This is a genomic window from Acinetobacter sp. WCHA29 (assembly GCF_002165335.1).
Lineage (GTDB): Bacteria > Pseudomonadota > Gammaproteobacteria > Pseudomonadales > Moraxellaceae > Acinetobacter.
On the sequence record NZ_NHRQ01000003.1, the window covers coordinates 187,868 to 205,371 of the forward strand.

The window sequence follows — 17,504 nt, forward strand, 5'->3', positions numbered from 1 at the left end:
AAGAGTTATTTTTCCAGCATGAATTGTTCTAAAAATGTTCAGTTATGCTCTGTTTAATTTTATCAATTGCATTCGTTTGAGATTCTTCAAGATTTTCATGGTTGAGTGGAAGTGAAATCACCACTTCTAAACCACCTTGCTCGCGATTGCGAATGCTAATTTGTCCCTGATGAATGTCAACAATACGTTTTACAATGGCTAAGCCGAGGCCACTTCCTTGAATCGTGCGTGCTGAATTACCACGAACAAAGGGTTGCATGAGTTCTTCAACTTGATCTGGTGGAATACCTTCACCATGATCAGCGACGCTAATCAGAATATGATCATCAACATGGCTTGCCGATAATTCAATTGGTTCTGCGCCATAACGTTTGGCGTTGTTGACTAAATTCGCAATCAAACGTTTTAAAGATAGGCTTCGGGCAGGAATGATAGGTAACTCTTGTGCTTCAAAACGGATATCTAAGGGCTTAAATTGTACAGCGACTTCTTGAAGCAATGTATTGATATTGGTTTGTGATAGTTCTTCATCAGATCCATCTCGCATATACGAAATAAATTGATTCAGGATCGCATCCATATCATCTACATCATAAATTAGACCTTCGCGGAAAAACTCATCTGGGAGCATTTCTGCGGTCAGGCGAATACGCGTCAGAGGCGTACGTAAATCATGTGAAATCCCTGCTAGCATGATTTGTCGATCGCGTTCAGTTTGCTCAAGCGTATATATCATATGGTTGAATGCTTGGTTTACTTGACGTATTTCGAGTGGCCCATGATTGGTATCAAGATAAGGTGCTTTACCAGTTTTACTATAATTGTTGGCAGCATTCTGTAAACGACGTAATGGTCGATTCATTTGTCGGACTAAAATCAAAATAATAATTGAAGAAATAATTGGAACGCCAAATAGCCATGCTGCAATCAGTTCAACGCTGTAGTTGGTATATGTTTTTAGTGGTTCACGCACCCAGTTGCCATCCATTTCAGGCGTTTGAATCCAGATACGTGGTATCGGTTTGAATTTAAAATATACAGTAACGTTATCAGCGTTATCGACTCCTAGTTCTTTCGCAAGTTTGGTTTCGATTTGGTTGGTAAATAACTCGGCTAAGAATTTATCTTCAATTTTTGGAAATTGTTTGGGGTCAGTGATGTATTCAATACCAATACGGTTTTTAAGCCATGTATCAATATCAACTTCTGTATCGCGATGTAAAATACGGATATCTGGATTATTGACTAATTCAAGCTCAATGGCGAGATAACGCGCATGTTGTTGTAATTCTGGTAAATATAAAGTTCGCCAAAAGAACCACAATGACATAAACAAGCTAAAAACGACCGTGAACAATACCAAGATCGTGGTACGCATGGCCGCAGAACGTGGTTTAATTTTATCTAAAAAACGTTCCCATTTTGTTCGCGGTCTTTCTGAATAAGTCGCGAAATCTGTAAATGCTTGTGGATCAATTGGTTCAAGTTTCAATGAAGAATTTCCTAAGCTTACTCTGCACCATCTGGAACAAATACGTAACCTACACCCCAAACCGTTTGAATATAACGGGCACGCGCAGGATTATCTTCGATTAAACGACGTAAACGAGAGACTTGGACATCAATCGAGCGCTCCATAGCACCCCATTCACGACCACGTGCCAAATTCATCAATTTATCACGAGTTAAAGGTTCGCGAGGGTGCTGAACCAAAGCTTTTAATACTGCAAATTCACCTGTCGTTAACGTGACCACCTGACCTTCACGCGTTAAAGTGCGTGTAGAAAGGTCGAGCGACCATGGACCAAAACTTACGACTTCAACTTGTTGACTTGGTGCACCTGGCACTTCACGGACTTGGCGACGTAAAACGGCACGAATTCGTGCTAATAGTTCATTTGGGTTGAATGGTTTTGGTAAATAATCATCTGCACCCGCTTCGAGACCCGCAATACGGTCAGAATCACTACCACGTGCAGTGAGCATAATAATAGGTGTGTCGATATTAGACTGACGTAAACGACGGCAAATACTTAAACCATCTTCAACAGGCAACATAAAATCTAAAACGATAAGCGAAAATAATTCACGTTGTAGTAAACGATCCATTTGCGTTGCATCATGGGCTGTTTTTACCACAAAGCCTTTATCTTCTAAAAAGCGTTGTAATAGGGTACGCAGACGCACATCATCATCGACCACTAAAATGCGTTCGACGCGATCTGTCTCATGATGTACGGTTTCCGTCGATTCGGCAGGTACAACTAAACTCATGATGTGCTCCTTTATCGTTTATTGTCATCGTCTTTATGCAATGCGATTGTGAAATATCAATAGACCTTTGAGTATACGATTCATTGCACAGTTTTGGCTATGTTATAAAGCAACAAATATTGCCAATAAAATCAAGAGATAGATACCAAATGTATACAGGTAAAATTATGACAATCGATCTATTTTTCAATATTTAGGCGAAAAATTCTTAGTATTTTATAAGTATTTATCAATTAGCATAATCTACTCTAAAAATATTCAAAAAAACAATAGTGGATTTTATAGTCACGGACTTTATAATCAGTGCTTTTAGACTTAACCCTTGTGGAATCAATCACGATGACTGACTTAGTTCAGCAGTTGGCAAATGAACTTGCCGTACGTCCAAACCAAGTAGAAGCTGCTATTCGTTTAATTGATGAAGGCGCTAGCGTTCCTTTTATTGCACGTTACCGTAAAGAAGTCACGCAGGGCTTAGACGATACGCAATTACGCCAACTCGACACACGTTTAACTTATCTACGTGATTTATACGAGCGTCGTGAAAAGGTGATTCAATCTTTACAAGAACAAGATAAATTAAGTGATGATTTATTGGCTCGCGTGAATGCAGCAGAAACTAAAAATGCATTAGAAGAAATTTACGCACCGTACCGTCCAAAACGTACCAGTAAATCATTTAAGGCAAAAGAAGCTGGTTTAGGTCCAATAGCTGAAAAAATTATTGCCGATCAAGTTGATCCGACTGAGGCATTGGCAGGTTTTAGTCATGAAGATTATCCAGATGTCGAAAGCCAACTTGATGCAATTCAGCATATCTTGATTGATAGCTGGGCACAGAATATTGGATTAACCACTGAATTAAAACAAATTTTCTCTAAAACAGCAGTTTTGAAAAGCGCGGTTGCTTCTGAGGAGAAAAAAGAAGTCGGTAAAAAATTCCGTGATTATTTTGAGTTTTCTGAAAACCTAAATAAATTACCTTCGCATCGTTTATTGGCGATGTTACGTGGTCGTCAAGAAAATGTATTGGGTTTAAAAGTGGACGGCGAAGATGATACGCCGTTAGCTCGTATTGAAACTGAATATAATCTTGATCAAATTCAGCCTCAAAGCCGTCAAGATTATTTAAAACAAACTGCAAAATTATTTTGGCTTGGTAAGATTCGTCCGCAAATCGAACATTCGTTATTGACTGATAAGCGCTTAGCTGCTGAAGCTGAAGCAATGGATGTGTTTGCTGAAAATTTACGTCATTTACTCCTATCTGCACCTGCAGGTGGTCGTACCACTTTAGGTGTTGATCCTGGTATCCGTACAGGCGTAAAGCTTGCAGTTGTGAGTGATGCAGGCGATGTTCTCGCACATAGTACGATTTACCCGTTTGCACCGAAAGAAGATAAACAAGGCTCAATTGCTGAGTTAGCTCGTTTATGCCGAGAGTTCCACGTGGAACTTATTGCGATTGGTAATGGAACTGCAAGTCGTGAAACCGAAGCAGTTGTTGCAGAAATGATGGCAGCCAATACAGATTTAAATCTGACTCGTATTACCGTAAGTGAAGCAGGTGCATCGGTTTATTCGGCAAGTGAACTTGCTTCTCAAGAATTACCAGAGCTTGATGTGTCAATTCGTGGTGCAGTGTCAATTGCGCGCCGTTTACAAGATCCATTGGCTGAACTTGTGAAGATTGATCCAAAATCCATTGGTGTGGGTCAATATCAGCATGATGTGAATCAAACTGGTTTAGCAAAAACACTGGATGCTGTGGTTGAAGACTGTGTGAATGCAGTTGGCGTAGATGTAAATACCGCATCTCCAGCGATCTTGGCATATATTGCAGGTTTAAATAAATCGATTGCACAGCAAATCGTTGAATATCGTAAAGAACATGGTCGTTTCGATAACCGTCAAGCCTTGAAAAAAGTGCCACGTTTAGGTGAGCGTACTTTTGAACAATCAGCAGGCTTCTTACGTGTTCAAAATGGTTCTGAGCCATTGGATGCATCTGCGGTTCACCCTGAAAGTTATGGCTTGGTAGAAAAAATTGTTGCAGCAAAAGCCACAACAGTAAAAGACATTATTGGTAATACTGAAATTATCCGCCAAGTCAAAGCCGATGAGTTTGTCGATGACAAGTTTGGTTTGCCAACGATTCAAGATATTTTAGCTGAACTTGAAAAGCCTGCTCGTGATCCACGTCCAGAGTTTCGTACTGCCAAGTTCCGTGAAGATATTACTGAAGTTGCTCAACTCACTGAAGGCATGCAGCTTGAAGGTGTAGTGACCAATGTGACCAACTTTGGCGCGTTCGTAGATGTGGGTGTGCATCAAGATGGTTTAGTGCATATCTCTGAACTTGCAAATGAATTTGTTTCTGATCCACATAAAGTGGTGAAACCAGGTCAAATTGTGCAAGTACGTGTGATGCAAGTTGATGTGGAACGTAATCGTGTGAACTTAAGTATGCGTGCAGAAGGTTCTGCACCTGCTAAAGCGCCACGCCAACAACAGCGCCCACAGCAAGAACGAACTGAACGTTCAGAGCGTAAGCCTCAAGGTCAACGTCCGCCACGTAAAGAAGGTGACTTTAAGCGTCCACAAAATAACAAGCCAAAAACTGAAAAACCACAAGAGCAAAAAATCGGTGGTTTAGGTGCTTTGTTATTACAAGCAGGGATTAAAGGTTCTAAATAACCTAATTTAATCTACTTACAAAACCTTCCTTCGGGGAGGTTTTTTACATTCAAAATAGATGATTTTTCCGCTTTTTATGTTGAACTTTATTATAATTCCTCAGTTCCCAACGCAAACTTGTTGTTCTTATGTCCCCAGATTCTACTGAAAATCTTTCTTCCCCCCAGCATGCTTTTTTACAAGGAGTGATCAAAATACTGCCGCTATGTTTCGCGGTATTGCCGTGGGGCTTGCTGGCAGGCTCAATGGCGATTCAGGCTGGCCTGACCACTGGGCAAGCCATAGGAATGTCTGCATTGGTTTTTGCTGGTGCAGCGCAGTTGATGACACTGGGTTTAGTTATGGCGGGTACACCTGCACTCACTATTATCATTTCAGTATTTTTGATTACCACACAGCATTATTTGTATGCTCTATATTTTCGTGAAGAAATTTCCAGACTGCCATTAAAACAGCGTTTGTTATTTGGTTTTTTGCTGACTGATGAATTGTTTGCTGTTGGTATTCATAAGCGTGAATATTATATTTATTTTTTGCTTGGGGCTGGCAGTTTTTTCTATTTGGCTTGGGTATTGTTTAGTATTGGCGGTATTGTGTTGGCTTCCTCTCTGCCAAATTTAGATCAATATCATCTCGATTTTTCCATTGTTGCAACCTTTGTTGCCATTGTGATTCCCTTTATTAAAAACCTGAATACGTTGGTGGGTGTCTTGGTTTCAGTGCTTTTAACCGTTGTTTTTCTAAGCTTAGGTTTTAAAAGTGCAGCGATCATGGCAGGAGTAATTGGTATGTTGACCGCAACCTGCCTACAGAATATTCTGGAGCGTACAGCATGAGTTGGTTTCTCCTGATTATTCTGGCAATTGTGGTGTTTACGAATCGCTATATCTTGCTTGAACCTAATCTTCCTTTGCGTTTACCCAAATGGTTTCAGCAGTCTTTGCAATATTCTGCACCGTGTTTACTGACGGCAATTGCGACTCCGATTGTGTTTATGGATGAGCAGGGGGCATTTCGTTCGACTTTACTGAATCCGTATTTTCTCGCCACGATTTTAACGATTGTAATTGCTTATAAAGTGCGACATACCTTGTTGACGATTATTCTGAGTTTGGCGTGTTTTTATGGATTGGTGTTCTGGTTGAATTAGTTAAATTAAAAGATTGGGAGCATATAGATTATGCTCTAAAATGAGAGCAATTCCTGCAACACTAAAACATTATCTGCCTTTGGTGAGCGTAGGTGATCTATGCAAAGTGATGGTGCGAGCTGCAACATATTCAGGTTTAGTGGGCCAGTCCTTATTAGTTGCCCCATAGCAGAACACTCTTTTGTATGAATTGACGAAAATGATTGCTCAACAATTCAATGTCTCTGCACCGAAACAACATGTGCCGCTGACTATTTTACGATTAATTTCGAATTGGACATGGTTGGCAAATCAATTAGAAATGTCGGCTGAGATGTTAAGTTTTTTGAGGACTGAACAACTGGATTTAGAACCGCTTAAACAATTTAAACAGCGTTGGGATATACAGACAGGGGATTTAGCGGATGCTATTACAAAAACAACAGATTGGATGAAACAAACAACATTCACACAAATTATTTAAATCATAAAAAAACAGCGTATCTAGAGATACGCTGTTTTTAAAATCGGAATCACAAGATTACCAGTGTTCACCTGGGAACAGGCGGGCATAGGCACGTTGTACAAGATTTAATTTCTCTTGCTCACCGATAGATGCTGTAGAGCTTGGGAATAAGTTAAAGCCGATCGACATCAAAATATTATTTACATCTGGTGCAATCGCATAAGTAATTGATGCGAGACGACCTAAGTTGGTTGCGATCTTTTTCGGACGTTTCACAATCGCATAAGCAATCAAGTCTGCTGCTTGTTCAGGAGAAAGCGTTGGTACATATTTATAGATTTTAGTTGGTGCAATCATTGGGGTACGTACTAACGGCATATAAATCGAAGTGATTGCAATTTTGTGTGAGTGAACTTCAGCAGATAAACAACGGCTAAATGCATCCAGTGCCGCTTTAGACGCTACATAAGCAGAGAAGCGGGTTGCATTTGCAAGTACACCAATCGAACTGATGTTGATGATCTGGCCATCCTTGCGCTGCATCATGTGTGGCAACAAGTTAAGAACCAAACGTACTGCACCAAAGTAGTTAAGTTGCATGGTACGTTCAAAATCATGGAAGCGATCAACAGATTCATGTACAGCACGGCGAATTGAACGTCCTGCATTGTTGATCAAAATATCAATGTGATCCACGCTCGCCAAAATTTCTTTTGACACGGCATCAATTGATTCCATATCGTTTAGATCGCATGGAAAGACTGATGCCTTGCCACCCTCTGCCTCAATCTCCGCCTTGACTTCATCTAATTTTTCTTTAGTACGAGCAAGCAACAAGACATGAGCACCTGCCTGAGCGAGGTATTTTGATACCGTTAAACCAATGCCACTTGATGCACCAGTGACAACAATAGTTTTCCCGTCGACTTTTTGTTGAAAAAGTTTTTTGAGTTTTGCGTTCATGTAAGTTACCTACATTAATCAAGCTGTTGTTTGCAATGCTTTTTTATTGCGATTAAACATTGCACTTTATTTTGTATTAATATTAACCGATATTTTTTGTTTGTCTAGTGTAAATGTTTGAAATTTAATATTTTTTTAGAGTAAAAACTCTAAAAAAATAAACCTATAGTTGAAAATGATATTATATTTTTCGAATTTTGCATAGAAAAAAAGCCCTATGTTAAGGGCTCATTGATTTCATTGAATTTAAACCTGAGCAAGCGCCTGTTCAAGGTCAGCAATCAGGTCATCAATATGCTCAATGCCAATAGACAAGCGCACAAGGTCTTCACTGACCCCTGCTGATTTAAGTTCCTCTGCATTGAGCTGGCGGTGGGTGGTGGTTGCTGGGTGGCAGGCCAGACTTTTGGCATCCCCAATATTGACCAAACGTGTAAACAGTTGTAATGCATCGATAAAACGAGTACCGCCTTCTAAGCCATCTTGTACGCCAAAAGAAAGAATCGCTGAAGGTTTACCTTTCACATACTTTTGTGCCAAATGATGCTGTGGATGGTCACTTAAACCTGCATAATTGACCCATTTTACTTTTGGATGTTGTTTCAAATAATTTGCAACTTTCAGAGCATTCTCCGTATGGCGCTCCATACGAAGGCTTAAAGTTTCTAAGCCTTGTAAGATCAAAAACACACTCAGCGGACTAATCGCAGCCCCTGTATTGCGTAGCGGAACAACGCGTGCACGTGCGATATAAGCAGCTTCACCTAGAACTTCAACATAATTCACGCCGTGATAGCTTGGATCTGGTGTATTCAACGCTTTAAAACGTTCAGGATATTTGCCCCAAGGGAATTTGCCACTATCAATAATGACACCACCAATACTGTTGCCATGTCCGCCAATGTATTTCGTCAGAGAATGAACCACGATATCTGCACCAAATTCAAATGGTTTCAATAAAGCAGGAGTTGCAACAGTATTATCTACAATAACAGGGACACCATATTCATGCGCAATTTTAGAGATTGCTTCTAGGTCGATGATATTGCCAAGTGGATTACCAATGGATTCAACAAACACCAGTTTGGTTTTATCATCAATAATAGAACGTAAAGCTTCGGGATTCTGATAATCAAAGAAACGAACTTCAATCCCTTGTTTCGGCAATGTATGCGCAAATAGGTTATAAGTACCACCGTATAAAGTGGATACAGATGCAATATTGTCACCTGCTTCAGTAATCGTTTGAATCGAATAGGTGATCGCTGCCATACCTGAGGCTAGAGCCAATGCACCAATACCACCTTCAAGCGCTGCGAGGCGTTGTTCGAGTACGGCGGTGGTTGGATTCATAATACGGGTGTAAATATTGCCCTGAACTTTTAAATCGAATAAGTCAGCACCATGTTGTGTATTATCAAATGCATAAGACGTGGTTTGATAAATAGGTACAGCGACAGCCTTTGTAGTGGCTTCTGGAGAATATCCCGCATGAATGGCTAAAGTTTCATCTTTATAGGTCATGATTACATCATCTACGTGAGTTAAATACTGATCGAGTGTAGCCGAAAAGCTATCCCAAATGGTGCATAATTTATGCGATTTATTGCGTTTTTATTCATATAAACAAAATAATAAGCGATTGAAAGCCATGATTCTGTTTTGAAGACAAAATTGTGTAATGTCTTGAAAAAGAAAATCCTTTGATTGGATGAAACAAAGATGATCTTAACTTCATGTTAATCCCGTTTTCAGCGTATAATACGTGCGATTATTTTTCGCTTTTTGCGATTTATTGGTTTTTCAATTGAGGAGTCCTGCGTGGCCCAATATATTTATACGATGAATCGAGTGTCGAAAATGGTTCCGCCGAAGCGCGAAATCTTAAAAGACATCTCTTTATCATTTTTCCCAGGCGCAAAAATTGGTGTGCTTGGTTTGAACGGTGCAGGTAAATCTACCTTACTCCGTATTATGGCTGGCGTAGATAAAGATTTCTCAGGTGAAGCACGTGCACAACCAGGAATCAAAATCGGTTACTTAGAACAAGAGCCGCCATTAGATCCAACTAAAGACGTTCGTGGAAACGTTGAAGATGGTGTACGTGAAGCACTTGATGCTTTAGCGCGTCTTGATCAGGTTTTTGCAGAATATGCTGAGCCTGATGCAGATTTCGATGCGCTTGCAAAAGAGCAGGAAAAATTAGAATCAATCATCCATGCTTGGGATGCACATAATCTGAATAATCAGCTTGAAATTGCTGCGGATGCATTGAATCTTCCAGCTTGGGATGCAGATGTATCATTGCTTTCAGGTGGTGAGCGCCGTCGTGTTGCATTATGTCGTTTGTTGCTGTCTAAGCCAGACATGTTACTTCTTGACGAACCGACGAACCATTTAGATGCTGAATCAGTATCTTGGTTAGAGCGTTTCTTGAAAGATTTCCCTGGTACGATCGTTGCGATTACGCATGACCGTTATTTCTTGGATAACGTGGCTGAGTGGATTCTTGAACTTGACCGTGGCATGGGGATTCCTTATCAAGGTAACTACTCTTCTTGGTTGGAACAAAAGAATGCCCGCCTAGAGCAAGAACAGAAGCAAGAAGAATCTTTTGCTAAAGCATTGAAAAAAGAACTTGAATGGGTTCGTTCAAATGCCAAAGGTCAGCAGAAGAAAAACAAAGCGCGTATGGAGCGTTTTGAAGAACTTAACTCACGTGAATTCCAACAGCGTAATGAAACGTCTGAAATCTACATTCCACCTGGCCCACGTTTGGGTAACAAAGTTGTAGAAGTTGAAGGCATCAGTAAATCATTCGATGGTCGCTTACTTTACGAAAACTTAACGTTTACTGTACCTCCTACAGCGATTGTGGGTATCGTAGGTCCAAACGGTGCGGGTAAAACCACGCTATTCCGTATGATGACTGGCGAACAGCAACCTGATACAGGTACTGTGACTTTGGGTGAGTCGGTTAAAGTGGCTTATGTCGGTCAGATTCGTGACACCCTAGATAATAACAAAACTGTATGGGAAGAAGTTTCTGGCGGTTTGGATATCTTAAAAATCGGTGATTATGAAATTGCATCGCGTGCTTATATTGGTCGCTTTAACTTTAAAGGTCAGGATCAGCAAAAACGCGTAGGTGAATTGTCTGGTGGTGAGCGTAACCGTTTACAACTTGCCAAAATCCTGCAAATGGGCGCAAACGTGATCCTGCTGGATGAGCCATCGAACGACTTGGATATCGAAACTTTACGTGCGCTTGAGGATGCAATTCTTGTATTCCCAGGTACTGTGATGGTGGTATCGCATGACCGTTGGTTCCTTGACCGTATTGCAACGCACATCTTGTCATTTGAGAATGAACAGCCAGAATTCTACACAGGTAACTATGCAGAATACGAAGCATACCGTCAGTCTCGTTTAGGGGATGCAGCAGCAACTAAACGTACAAAGTATAAAAAGATTACAGGTTAATTTCCTGTCTAAAAAAACCAGCTTTCGAGCTGGTTTTTTTATTTTCAGAAATTATAAATACAAATCAAGGATTGTGCGATAAAGCTAAATTTCAGGACGATCTTGTTTTAGTTCGTTTAATGTAATTTTATTACATGTACTTTATTTGCTATAGTGACGCAAATTTTGAACAGTTGGTGTAACGTGCAACGTTCTGCTGTATTTATGACACTCTTGCTGAGTTTGTTCATGTTCCAAAGTTTTTGGAATGTGGCGGCGGCTTTTTGTGCGCATGAACAGCCGACTGAATATCGTACGTTGAATCATTTTGGGCATCATATCCCTGAAAATTTAGATGTTTCTGAAAAACATGCAGTAGTTGCAGATCAAGATGCTTCTGATTTACCCATGCCGTTAAGCTTGCAAGATCATCATGACCATCTGCCATCTTGTTTTCATGTGGTGGTGGCTGAAGTTCAGCAACGTGTAAATGAACCGATGTTGCACAGTCAGGACGTAGAACAAAAATATTACTGGTCCAACTTCTATCAGTCTCCACATCTTTCAGGGCTAAATCCGCCGCCTTTATCAACCCCGCTATAGGTGGGGTAGCCGAAAAATAGCCCACCGCATTCTTATTACTTTGAGGGGCTTTATATGTCTTCTAGTTTAAATCAGCGTAGCTATGCATTTAAAAAGCGTACGCTTAGAAATTATCTGCTTTTATCATCATTAAAATGGTCAATTTTGAGTATTGGCTTATCAGTGGGAGTTTTAGCTCAAGCAGTTTCAGCTGAGTCCTTACTCAATCTGAATCAATCGCCAGCAACTGTTGCGCAGCGAAATAGTAGTTTTGAACAAATTCTTGAGCAAATTCGTGCTTATCAAGCCAACCAGTCCAATTGGCAAACCCAACAACAGATGGCGAATGTACAGCTCAAACAAAGTGCTTTACGTATGAATCCAAGCATTTCAATTGAGCAAACTGGTTTGCAGCGTAATCAGGATCAAGAGCTTGCCATTGGTATTTCACAGCCATTAGATTTATTTGGTCAACGACGTGCAGCACAAAAAGTTGCTCAGCTTTCAGCAACTCAAGTCGATTTAGAACAGCAACGCTACAATGCTGAACTTGAATTGATTGTGCAATATGCATGGTCACAAGTGGCATTATTCCAATTGGAAAAGTCTTTGCTTGCAGAGCAATTACAAGTCAGCCAAGAAAATTTAGACGCAACGATGAAGCGTTATCAAGCTGGTAATATAGCTCAAGTCGATGTTGAGCGAGTTCGTATTGCACATTTAGAAAATCAGCGTATTTATCAACAAGCAGATCTACAACTTCGAGTTGCACAACAGCAATTAGCAAGTTTTTGGGGCAGTGACCTGAATCAATTTGTGATTGCTCCAAGTGTCAATGAGCTTTGGTCTCGTGCCACAGTCGTAAAAACTGACCGACAAGATATAGAGAATGTATTTGAGCGAGGTTTGCAATTAGAAACTCAGCGTCAACAAGCCAGTATTGATCAGCTCAAGGCAAAATCTCGTCCTCAACCGATTATGTCTTTAGGTGTAAATCGGACACGTTCGGCAGATCAAAATACTGAAAATCAAATTCGTTTAGGGGTAGAGATTCCGCTCAATATCTTTAACTCACAAAAATACGGCATTCAGATTGCGGAAGCGAAGCAAACACTGATTCAACAACAACAACGTTTTTATCGTCAGCAAAATCAGTTGGATATTGATGTTCGTCTTGCTGAACTACGTGGATTACAAACGCAATTTAAACAGTTAAATGACCAACAAGTGCCTTTAGCGATACAGGTTCAGCAAAAGACTTTGCAAGGTTTTCGCTTAGGTAAATTTGCTGTTACGGATGTGCAACAAGCTACAACTCAGTTACAGGATGTCCGTTTACGTAAAGTTCAACTCCTTAAACAAGCTTGGCAATTAAATGTGGAAGTGCAAAGTGCACGTATAGGGCTTCCAGTAGAGCAGATCACAGCGAAAGATGCCTTAATGCAATTAAATCAACGCGTTTGGCAACAAAGTAACGCCTTCCCAAGCCAAGTAGGAGAATAAGAGATGGATATGAAACAAAAAACACGTTCTCAATGGCTTTGGATCGCTGCGATTGCGGTACTCACAATTTTTTTGGCAGTAGGACTATTATGGAATAACAAAACCAAAACTTCTGAAACTGCCGCACAAGGTGAGCAGGAACATGCCCATCAAGAAAATGAAAAAGATGAACCTAAACATGATGAAAAGGGTGAGGAACATGAGGCTGAAGAAAGCCTCAGCCTAACAGCAGAGCAGATGCAACAGCATAGTGTCAAATTGGCACAGGTAGCATTGGGCGAGGTCAATCAGGTTCAAACTTTTCCTGCAAAATTGGTGGTGAATACAGATCGCCAAGCGCATGTTTCACCAAGTTTTGCTGGTCGAGTTGAAGCAGTTCATGTTGAATTAGGTCAACAAGTGAAACGTGGTCAGGCTTTAGCAAACTTATTAGTACCAGACTTAGTGGATCAACAAGCGAATCTACAAATTGCTCAGACAAATTTGGATTTAGCTCAGCAGGATTATGAGCGTGAACGTAGTTTGTGGTCGCAAGGTATTTCTGCCAAACAAGACTATCAACGTGCTTATAATGCTTATCGTCAAGCGCAAATTCAGGTACAAGCTGCTCGCTCACGTCTTAGCGCCTTTGGTGCAGCTTCTGGATCAAGTGGTCGTTATACGCTGACTGCACCGATCAATGGTGTGATTAGTAATAAAGACATTGTTATTGGTGAAAATGTTCAACTTGCAGATCAACTATTTACCATTGATCAGTTAGATCAACTTTGGTTGGAATTTGTATTACCAACCTTAGCGAATATCAATGTACAGCCCAATCAGCAGATTCGATTTAAATCACTGCAAACAGGCAATCTGTTTAATGCCCAAGTTCAAAGTTTAACGACTGAAGCAGATGCGCAAACAGGTCGTTTACAGATTCGTGCCAAAGTGATGTCAAATGCAACTGAATTACGTCCAAACTTGATGGTGAATGTTGAATTGCAAGCAGGCTCAAAAACATCTGCAATTCGCGTAAGTTCTGAAGCGATTCAGCAGGTGGACGGTAAAGATGTCGTTTTCGTCGCTCAAGCGAATCAGAAAAAGGGTTTTGATTTTAAAGCGATTCCTGTTCAGATCGGTCAACATACCCAAGATGGACAATGGGTCGAAATTACCCAAGGTTTGAGTGCGGGCCAGTCTTATGTAGCAACAGGTAGTTTCTTGTTGAAATCGGAGCTTGAGAAAGGAGAGGCCGAGCATGGACACTAATGCTTCCCAACTCCCCAAACCTGAAGGTTTGTTTGATCGGCTGATTCAGTTTGCGATCAGCAACGCCATCTGGGTGATGCTGTTTGTGATGACGTGGATTGCAGTTGGTATTTGGAGCTATCATAAGCTTCCGATTGATGCCGTTCCTGATATTACCAATACTCAAGTACAAATTAATACCCAAGCGAATGGCTATACCGCTTTGGAGGTAGAACAGCGGATTACCTATCCGATCGAAACGGCGATGGCAGGGATTCCAAATTTGGAGCAAACCCGCTCGATTTCTCGTTATGGCTTATCGCAAGTGACCATTATTTTTAAAGATGGCACCGACATTTACTGGGCAAGACAGTTAATTAATCAACGTTTGCAAGAGGCAGACGGACAATTACCAGATGCGGTTGATCCTGTGATGTCTCCCATTTCTACGGGGCTTGGAGAGATTTATCAATGGGTGGTCAAAGCTAAACCCGATGCAAAAAAAGAAGATGGAACGCCCTACAGTGCGATGGACTTACGAGAAATCCAAGATTGGATTGTGCGTCCACAATTACAGCGTGTTAAAGGTGTGGCTGAAATTAACAGTATTGGCGGCTACAACAAAACCTATATTGTTTCACCTGATTTAAAGCGTTTACAACAGCTTCAAATCTCCTTGCCAGCGTTCCAAACTGCGTTGCAAGAGAACAATGAAAACCGAGGCGCAGGTTTTATTGAGGAAAATGGACAACAACTAACGGTACGTGTGCCGGGTATGCTCAGTACAGTTGAGGATATTCAAAACATTACTGTCTCGGTTAAAAATGGTCTACCCATTCGTGTTGCAGATGTGGCTTCAGTGGCGATCGGACATGATTTGCGTACAGGTGCTGCCACCTATAATGGCGAGGAAACCGTGCTTGGTATCGCGATGATGATGATGGGCGAAAATAGCCGTACGGTTGCCCAAGCGGTTGATAGCAAGATCAAGGAAATTCAGCTGACTTTACCCAAAGGCGTTGAAATTGAAACGGTGTATGACCGTACGAGCTTAGTAAATAAAGCCATCAAAACGGTTCAGAAAAACTTAATAGAAGGCGCGATTTTAGTCATCGTGATTCTATTTATTTTCTTGGGCAACTTCCGTGCTGCTTTAATTACTGCTTGTGTGATTCCGTTATCAATGCTGTTCACCTTAACGGGTATGGCTGAACAAAATATCAGTGCCAATTTAATGAGTTTAGGTGCATTAGATTTTGGGATCATCGTCGATGGAGCAGTGGTCATTGTCGAAAACTGTATTCGACGGCTGGCGGAGGCACAGCATCATGCTGGACGCTTACTCACACGACAGGAACGCTTTAAAGAAGTCTTTTTGGCAGCCAAGCAAGCACGTAAACCACTCCTGTTTGGTCAGGCCATTATTATGGTGGTGTATTTACCCATTTTTGCTTTGACAGGTGTAGAAGCGAAAATGTTCCATCCAATGGCAATGACGGTGGTAATGGCATTGCTGGGTGCGATGATTTTGTCGGTAACATTTGTACCGGCTGCGGTTGCATTGTTTATTACAGGTGAAGTCAAAGAAAAAGAATCTCGTTGGATGCAAGGCTTAAAACGTAAATACCAACAGATTTTGGATTGGGCATATCAATTCAAAATGGTGGTAGTGGCTTTAGCCGTAAGTATTTTGGTACTGACTGGCGTGCTGACGACCCAAATTGGCAGTGAATTTGCGCCACAACTGAGTGAAGGAGATTTTGCCTTACAACAAATGCGTTCGCCAAGCACAGGCTTGGAGCAGTCTTTACGGATGCAGGAAAACACTGAAAAGTTAATTATGAAGAATTTTTCAGAAGTCAAAGCGGTATTTGCCAGAACGGGGACTGCTGAGGTTGCGACCGATGTGATGCCGCCGAATATCTCGGATGCGGTGATTTTGTTAAAACCGCGTGATCAATGGGAAAATCCGAAAGAAACCATTGATGAATTGCGTAGCCGTATGCAGGCATTTTTGGAAACCATTCCGGGTAATAACAGTGAATTTTCACAACCAATTGAACTCCGTTTTAATGAATTGATCTCAGGTGTACGTAGTGATGTCGGGATCAAAGTCTTTGGTGACGATATGAATGTGCTGAACACTCAAGCACAGGCGATTGCACAAAAAGTACAGAAAATTTCGGGTGCGACTGCGGTCAAAGTGGAACAAACCACGGGTTTACCAGTGCTTAATGTGGATATCAATCATGCATTAGCTGCGCAATATGGCCTGTCGGTAAAAACTATTCAGGATGTGGTTGCAGCGAGCGTGGGTGGTCAAAATGTTGGACAGATTTTGCAAGGTGATCGTCGTTTTGATTTTGAAATTCGTTTGCCTGATGCACAACGTACAGCACAGAACTTAGCACAGTTGCCGATTCAATTACCCAATGGTGGTTTGATTCAATTGCAAGATGTTGCCAAAGTGGAAACGATTTCAGGGATGAGCCAAGTCGGTCGTGAAAATGGTAAGCGTCGTGTTATTGTCACCGCAAATGTGGAGGGTCGTGATCTGGGTTCATTTGTGCAGGAGTTACAAGCGACATTAAAACAACAACCTCTGCCAGCAGGTTATTGGCTAGAGTTTGGTGGACAGTTTGAAAATCTGGCTTCTGCGGCGGCTCGTATGCAAATTGTGATTCCACTGGCGTTGATTACCATCTTTATTTTATTGATGGCAGTGTTTCATAACTTTAAGGAAAGCCTGTTGGTCTTCAGTGGTGTGCCATTTGCGTTGTCAGGTGGATTAGTCGCACTTTGGCTGCGTGACATTCCATTGTCTATGTCCGCAGGTGTTGGATTCATTGCGCTCTCTGGTGTCGCAGTACTCAATGGGTTAGTGATGCTGAGTTTCATCAAAGAGCTTCGTGAGCAGTTTAATGTACATAAAGCGACCTGGCAGGGGGCGATTCTCCGATTACGTCCCGTTCTGATGACCGCCTTCGTGGCATCGTTGGGTTTTATTCCGATGGCGATTGCCACAGGGACTGGTGCAGAAGTACAACGCCCATTGGCGACAGTTGTGATAGGTGGGATTATTTCTTCTACTTTACTGACATTGCTGATTTTGCCTGTAGTTTATCGCTGGATGAATGAAGCTAAGGAAGCAAAAAGTCAGGAAACCGCACTCTAATCCATTTATGTTATCTTCTTAAT

The 17,504-nt window shown here is 41.3% G+C and carries 14 protein-coding genes; 10 read left to right on the forward strand and 4 right to left on the reverse strand.

The genetic code is table 11. The features are described from left to right. Positions 1-28: 28 nt before the first annotated feature. Together CDG59_RS03720 and ompR are read right to left on the reverse strand one after the other, a co-directional pair. Positions 29-1,492: an ATP-binding protein gene (locus CDG59_RS03720; protein ID WP_087543678.1), complete on the reverse strand. Its 1,464-nt coding sequence runs from the start codon at positions 1,490-1,492 to the stop codon at positions 29-31. 17 nt (positions 1,493-1,509) lie between these two features. Continuing rightward, positions 1,510-2,274: a two-component system response regulator OmpR gene (ompR, locus tag CDG59_RS03725; RefSeq protein ID WP_004657337.1), complete on the reverse strand. Its 765-nt coding sequence runs from the start codon at positions 2,272-2,274 to the stop codon at positions 1,510-1,512. A gap of 339 nt (positions 2,275-2,613) precedes the next feature. On the opposite strand from ompR, the gene CDG59_RS03730 reads away from it, so the two are divergent. The 5 genes from CDG59_RS03730 to CDG59_RS15440 all read left to right on the forward strand — a co-directional run bounded on the left by CDG59_RS03730 (position 2,614) and on the right by CDG59_RS15440 (position 6,584). Further along, on the forward strand, positions 2,614-4,971 hold the full coding sequence (locus CDG59_RS03730) for a Tex family protein (RefSeq protein WP_087543680.1): 2,358 nt from the start codon (positions 2,614-2,616) through the stop codon (positions 4,969-4,971). Between the two features lie 128 nt (positions 4,972-5,099). Continuing rightward, entirely contained in the window at positions 5,100-5,807 is a 708-nt protein-coding gene (locus CDG59_RS03735) for an AzlC family ABC transporter permease (RefSeq protein WP_087543681.1), read from the forward strand. After that, complete coding sequence (locus CDG59_RS03740; protein ID WP_087543683.1) at positions 5,804-6,121, forward strand: AzlD domain-containing protein; 318 nt, start codon at positions 5,804-5,806, stop codon at positions 6,119-6,121. Before CDG59_RS03735 ends, CDG59_RS03740 begins: the two co-directional genes overlap by 4 nt. A 40-nt stretch (positions 6,122-6,161) precedes the next feature. Next, a complete protein-coding gene (locus tag CDG59_RS15635) occupies positions 6,162-6,290 on the forward strand; it encodes a hypothetical protein (RefSeq protein ID WP_264754461.1) in 129 nt (42 codons plus the stop codon). A 30-nt stretch (positions 6,291-6,320) separates the two neighbouring features. Then, a complete protein-coding gene (locus tag CDG59_RS15440; RefSeq protein ID WP_227519105.1) occupies positions 6,321-6,584 on the forward strand; it encodes a hypothetical protein in 264 nt (87 codons plus the stop codon). A 57-nt stretch (positions 6,585-6,641) separates the two neighbouring features. Here the strand turns inward: CDG59_RS15440 and CDG59_RS03750 are convergent, their stop codons facing one another. Then, entirely contained in the window at positions 6,642-7,529 is an 888-nt protein-coding gene (locus CDG59_RS03750) for an SDR family NAD(P)-dependent oxidoreductase (RefSeq protein ID WP_087543684.1), read from the reverse strand. A gap of 246 nt (positions 7,530-7,775) precedes the next feature. Continuing rightward, positions 7,776-9,053 carry an O-acetylhomoserine aminocarboxypropyltransferase/cysteine synthase family protein gene (locus tag CDG59_RS03755; RefSeq protein WP_087543686.1) on the reverse strand — a complete coding sequence of 426 codons (1,278 nt, stop codon included), beginning with the start codon at positions 9,051-9,053 and terminating at the stop codon, positions 7,776-7,778. A 297-nt stretch (positions 9,054-9,350) separates the two neighbouring features. Between CDG59_RS03755 and ettA the strand changes: the two genes are divergently transcribed. From ettA to CDG59_RS03780, 5 genes are all read left to right on the forward strand, one after another. Continuing rightward, positions 9,351-11,012 carry an energy-dependent translational throttle protein EttA gene (ettA, locus tag CDG59_RS03760; RefSeq protein ID WP_087543687.1) on the forward strand — a complete coding sequence of 554 codons (1,662 nt, stop codon included), beginning with the start codon at positions 9,351-9,353 and terminating at the stop codon, positions 11,010-11,012. 183 nt (positions 11,013-11,195) lie between these two features. Beyond that, complete coding sequence (locus CDG59_RS03765; RefSeq protein WP_205666451.1) at positions 11,196-11,594, forward strand: cation efflux protein, CzcI-like; 399 nt, start codon at positions 11,196-11,198, stop codon at positions 11,592-11,594. A 54-nt stretch (positions 11,595-11,648) separates the two neighbouring features. Further along, positions 11,649-13,076, forward strand: coding sequence for a TolC family protein (locus CDG59_RS03770; protein WP_087543689.1), 1,428 nt, complete (start codon positions 11,649-11,651; stop codon positions 13,074-13,076). 3 nt (positions 13,077-13,079) lie between these two features. Next, on the forward strand, positions 13,080-14,327 hold the full coding sequence (locus CDG59_RS03775) for an efflux RND transporter periplasmic adaptor subunit (protein ID WP_087543691.1): 1,248 nt from the start codon (positions 13,080-13,082) through the stop codon (positions 14,325-14,327). Further along, on the forward strand, positions 14,317-17,481 hold the full coding sequence (locus CDG59_RS03780) for an efflux RND transporter permease subunit (protein WP_087543693.1): 3,165 nt from the start codon (positions 14,317-14,319) through the stop codon (positions 17,479-17,481). Before CDG59_RS03775 ends, CDG59_RS03780 begins: the two co-directional genes overlap by 11 nt. Positions 17,482-17,504 lie beyond the last annotated feature (23 nt).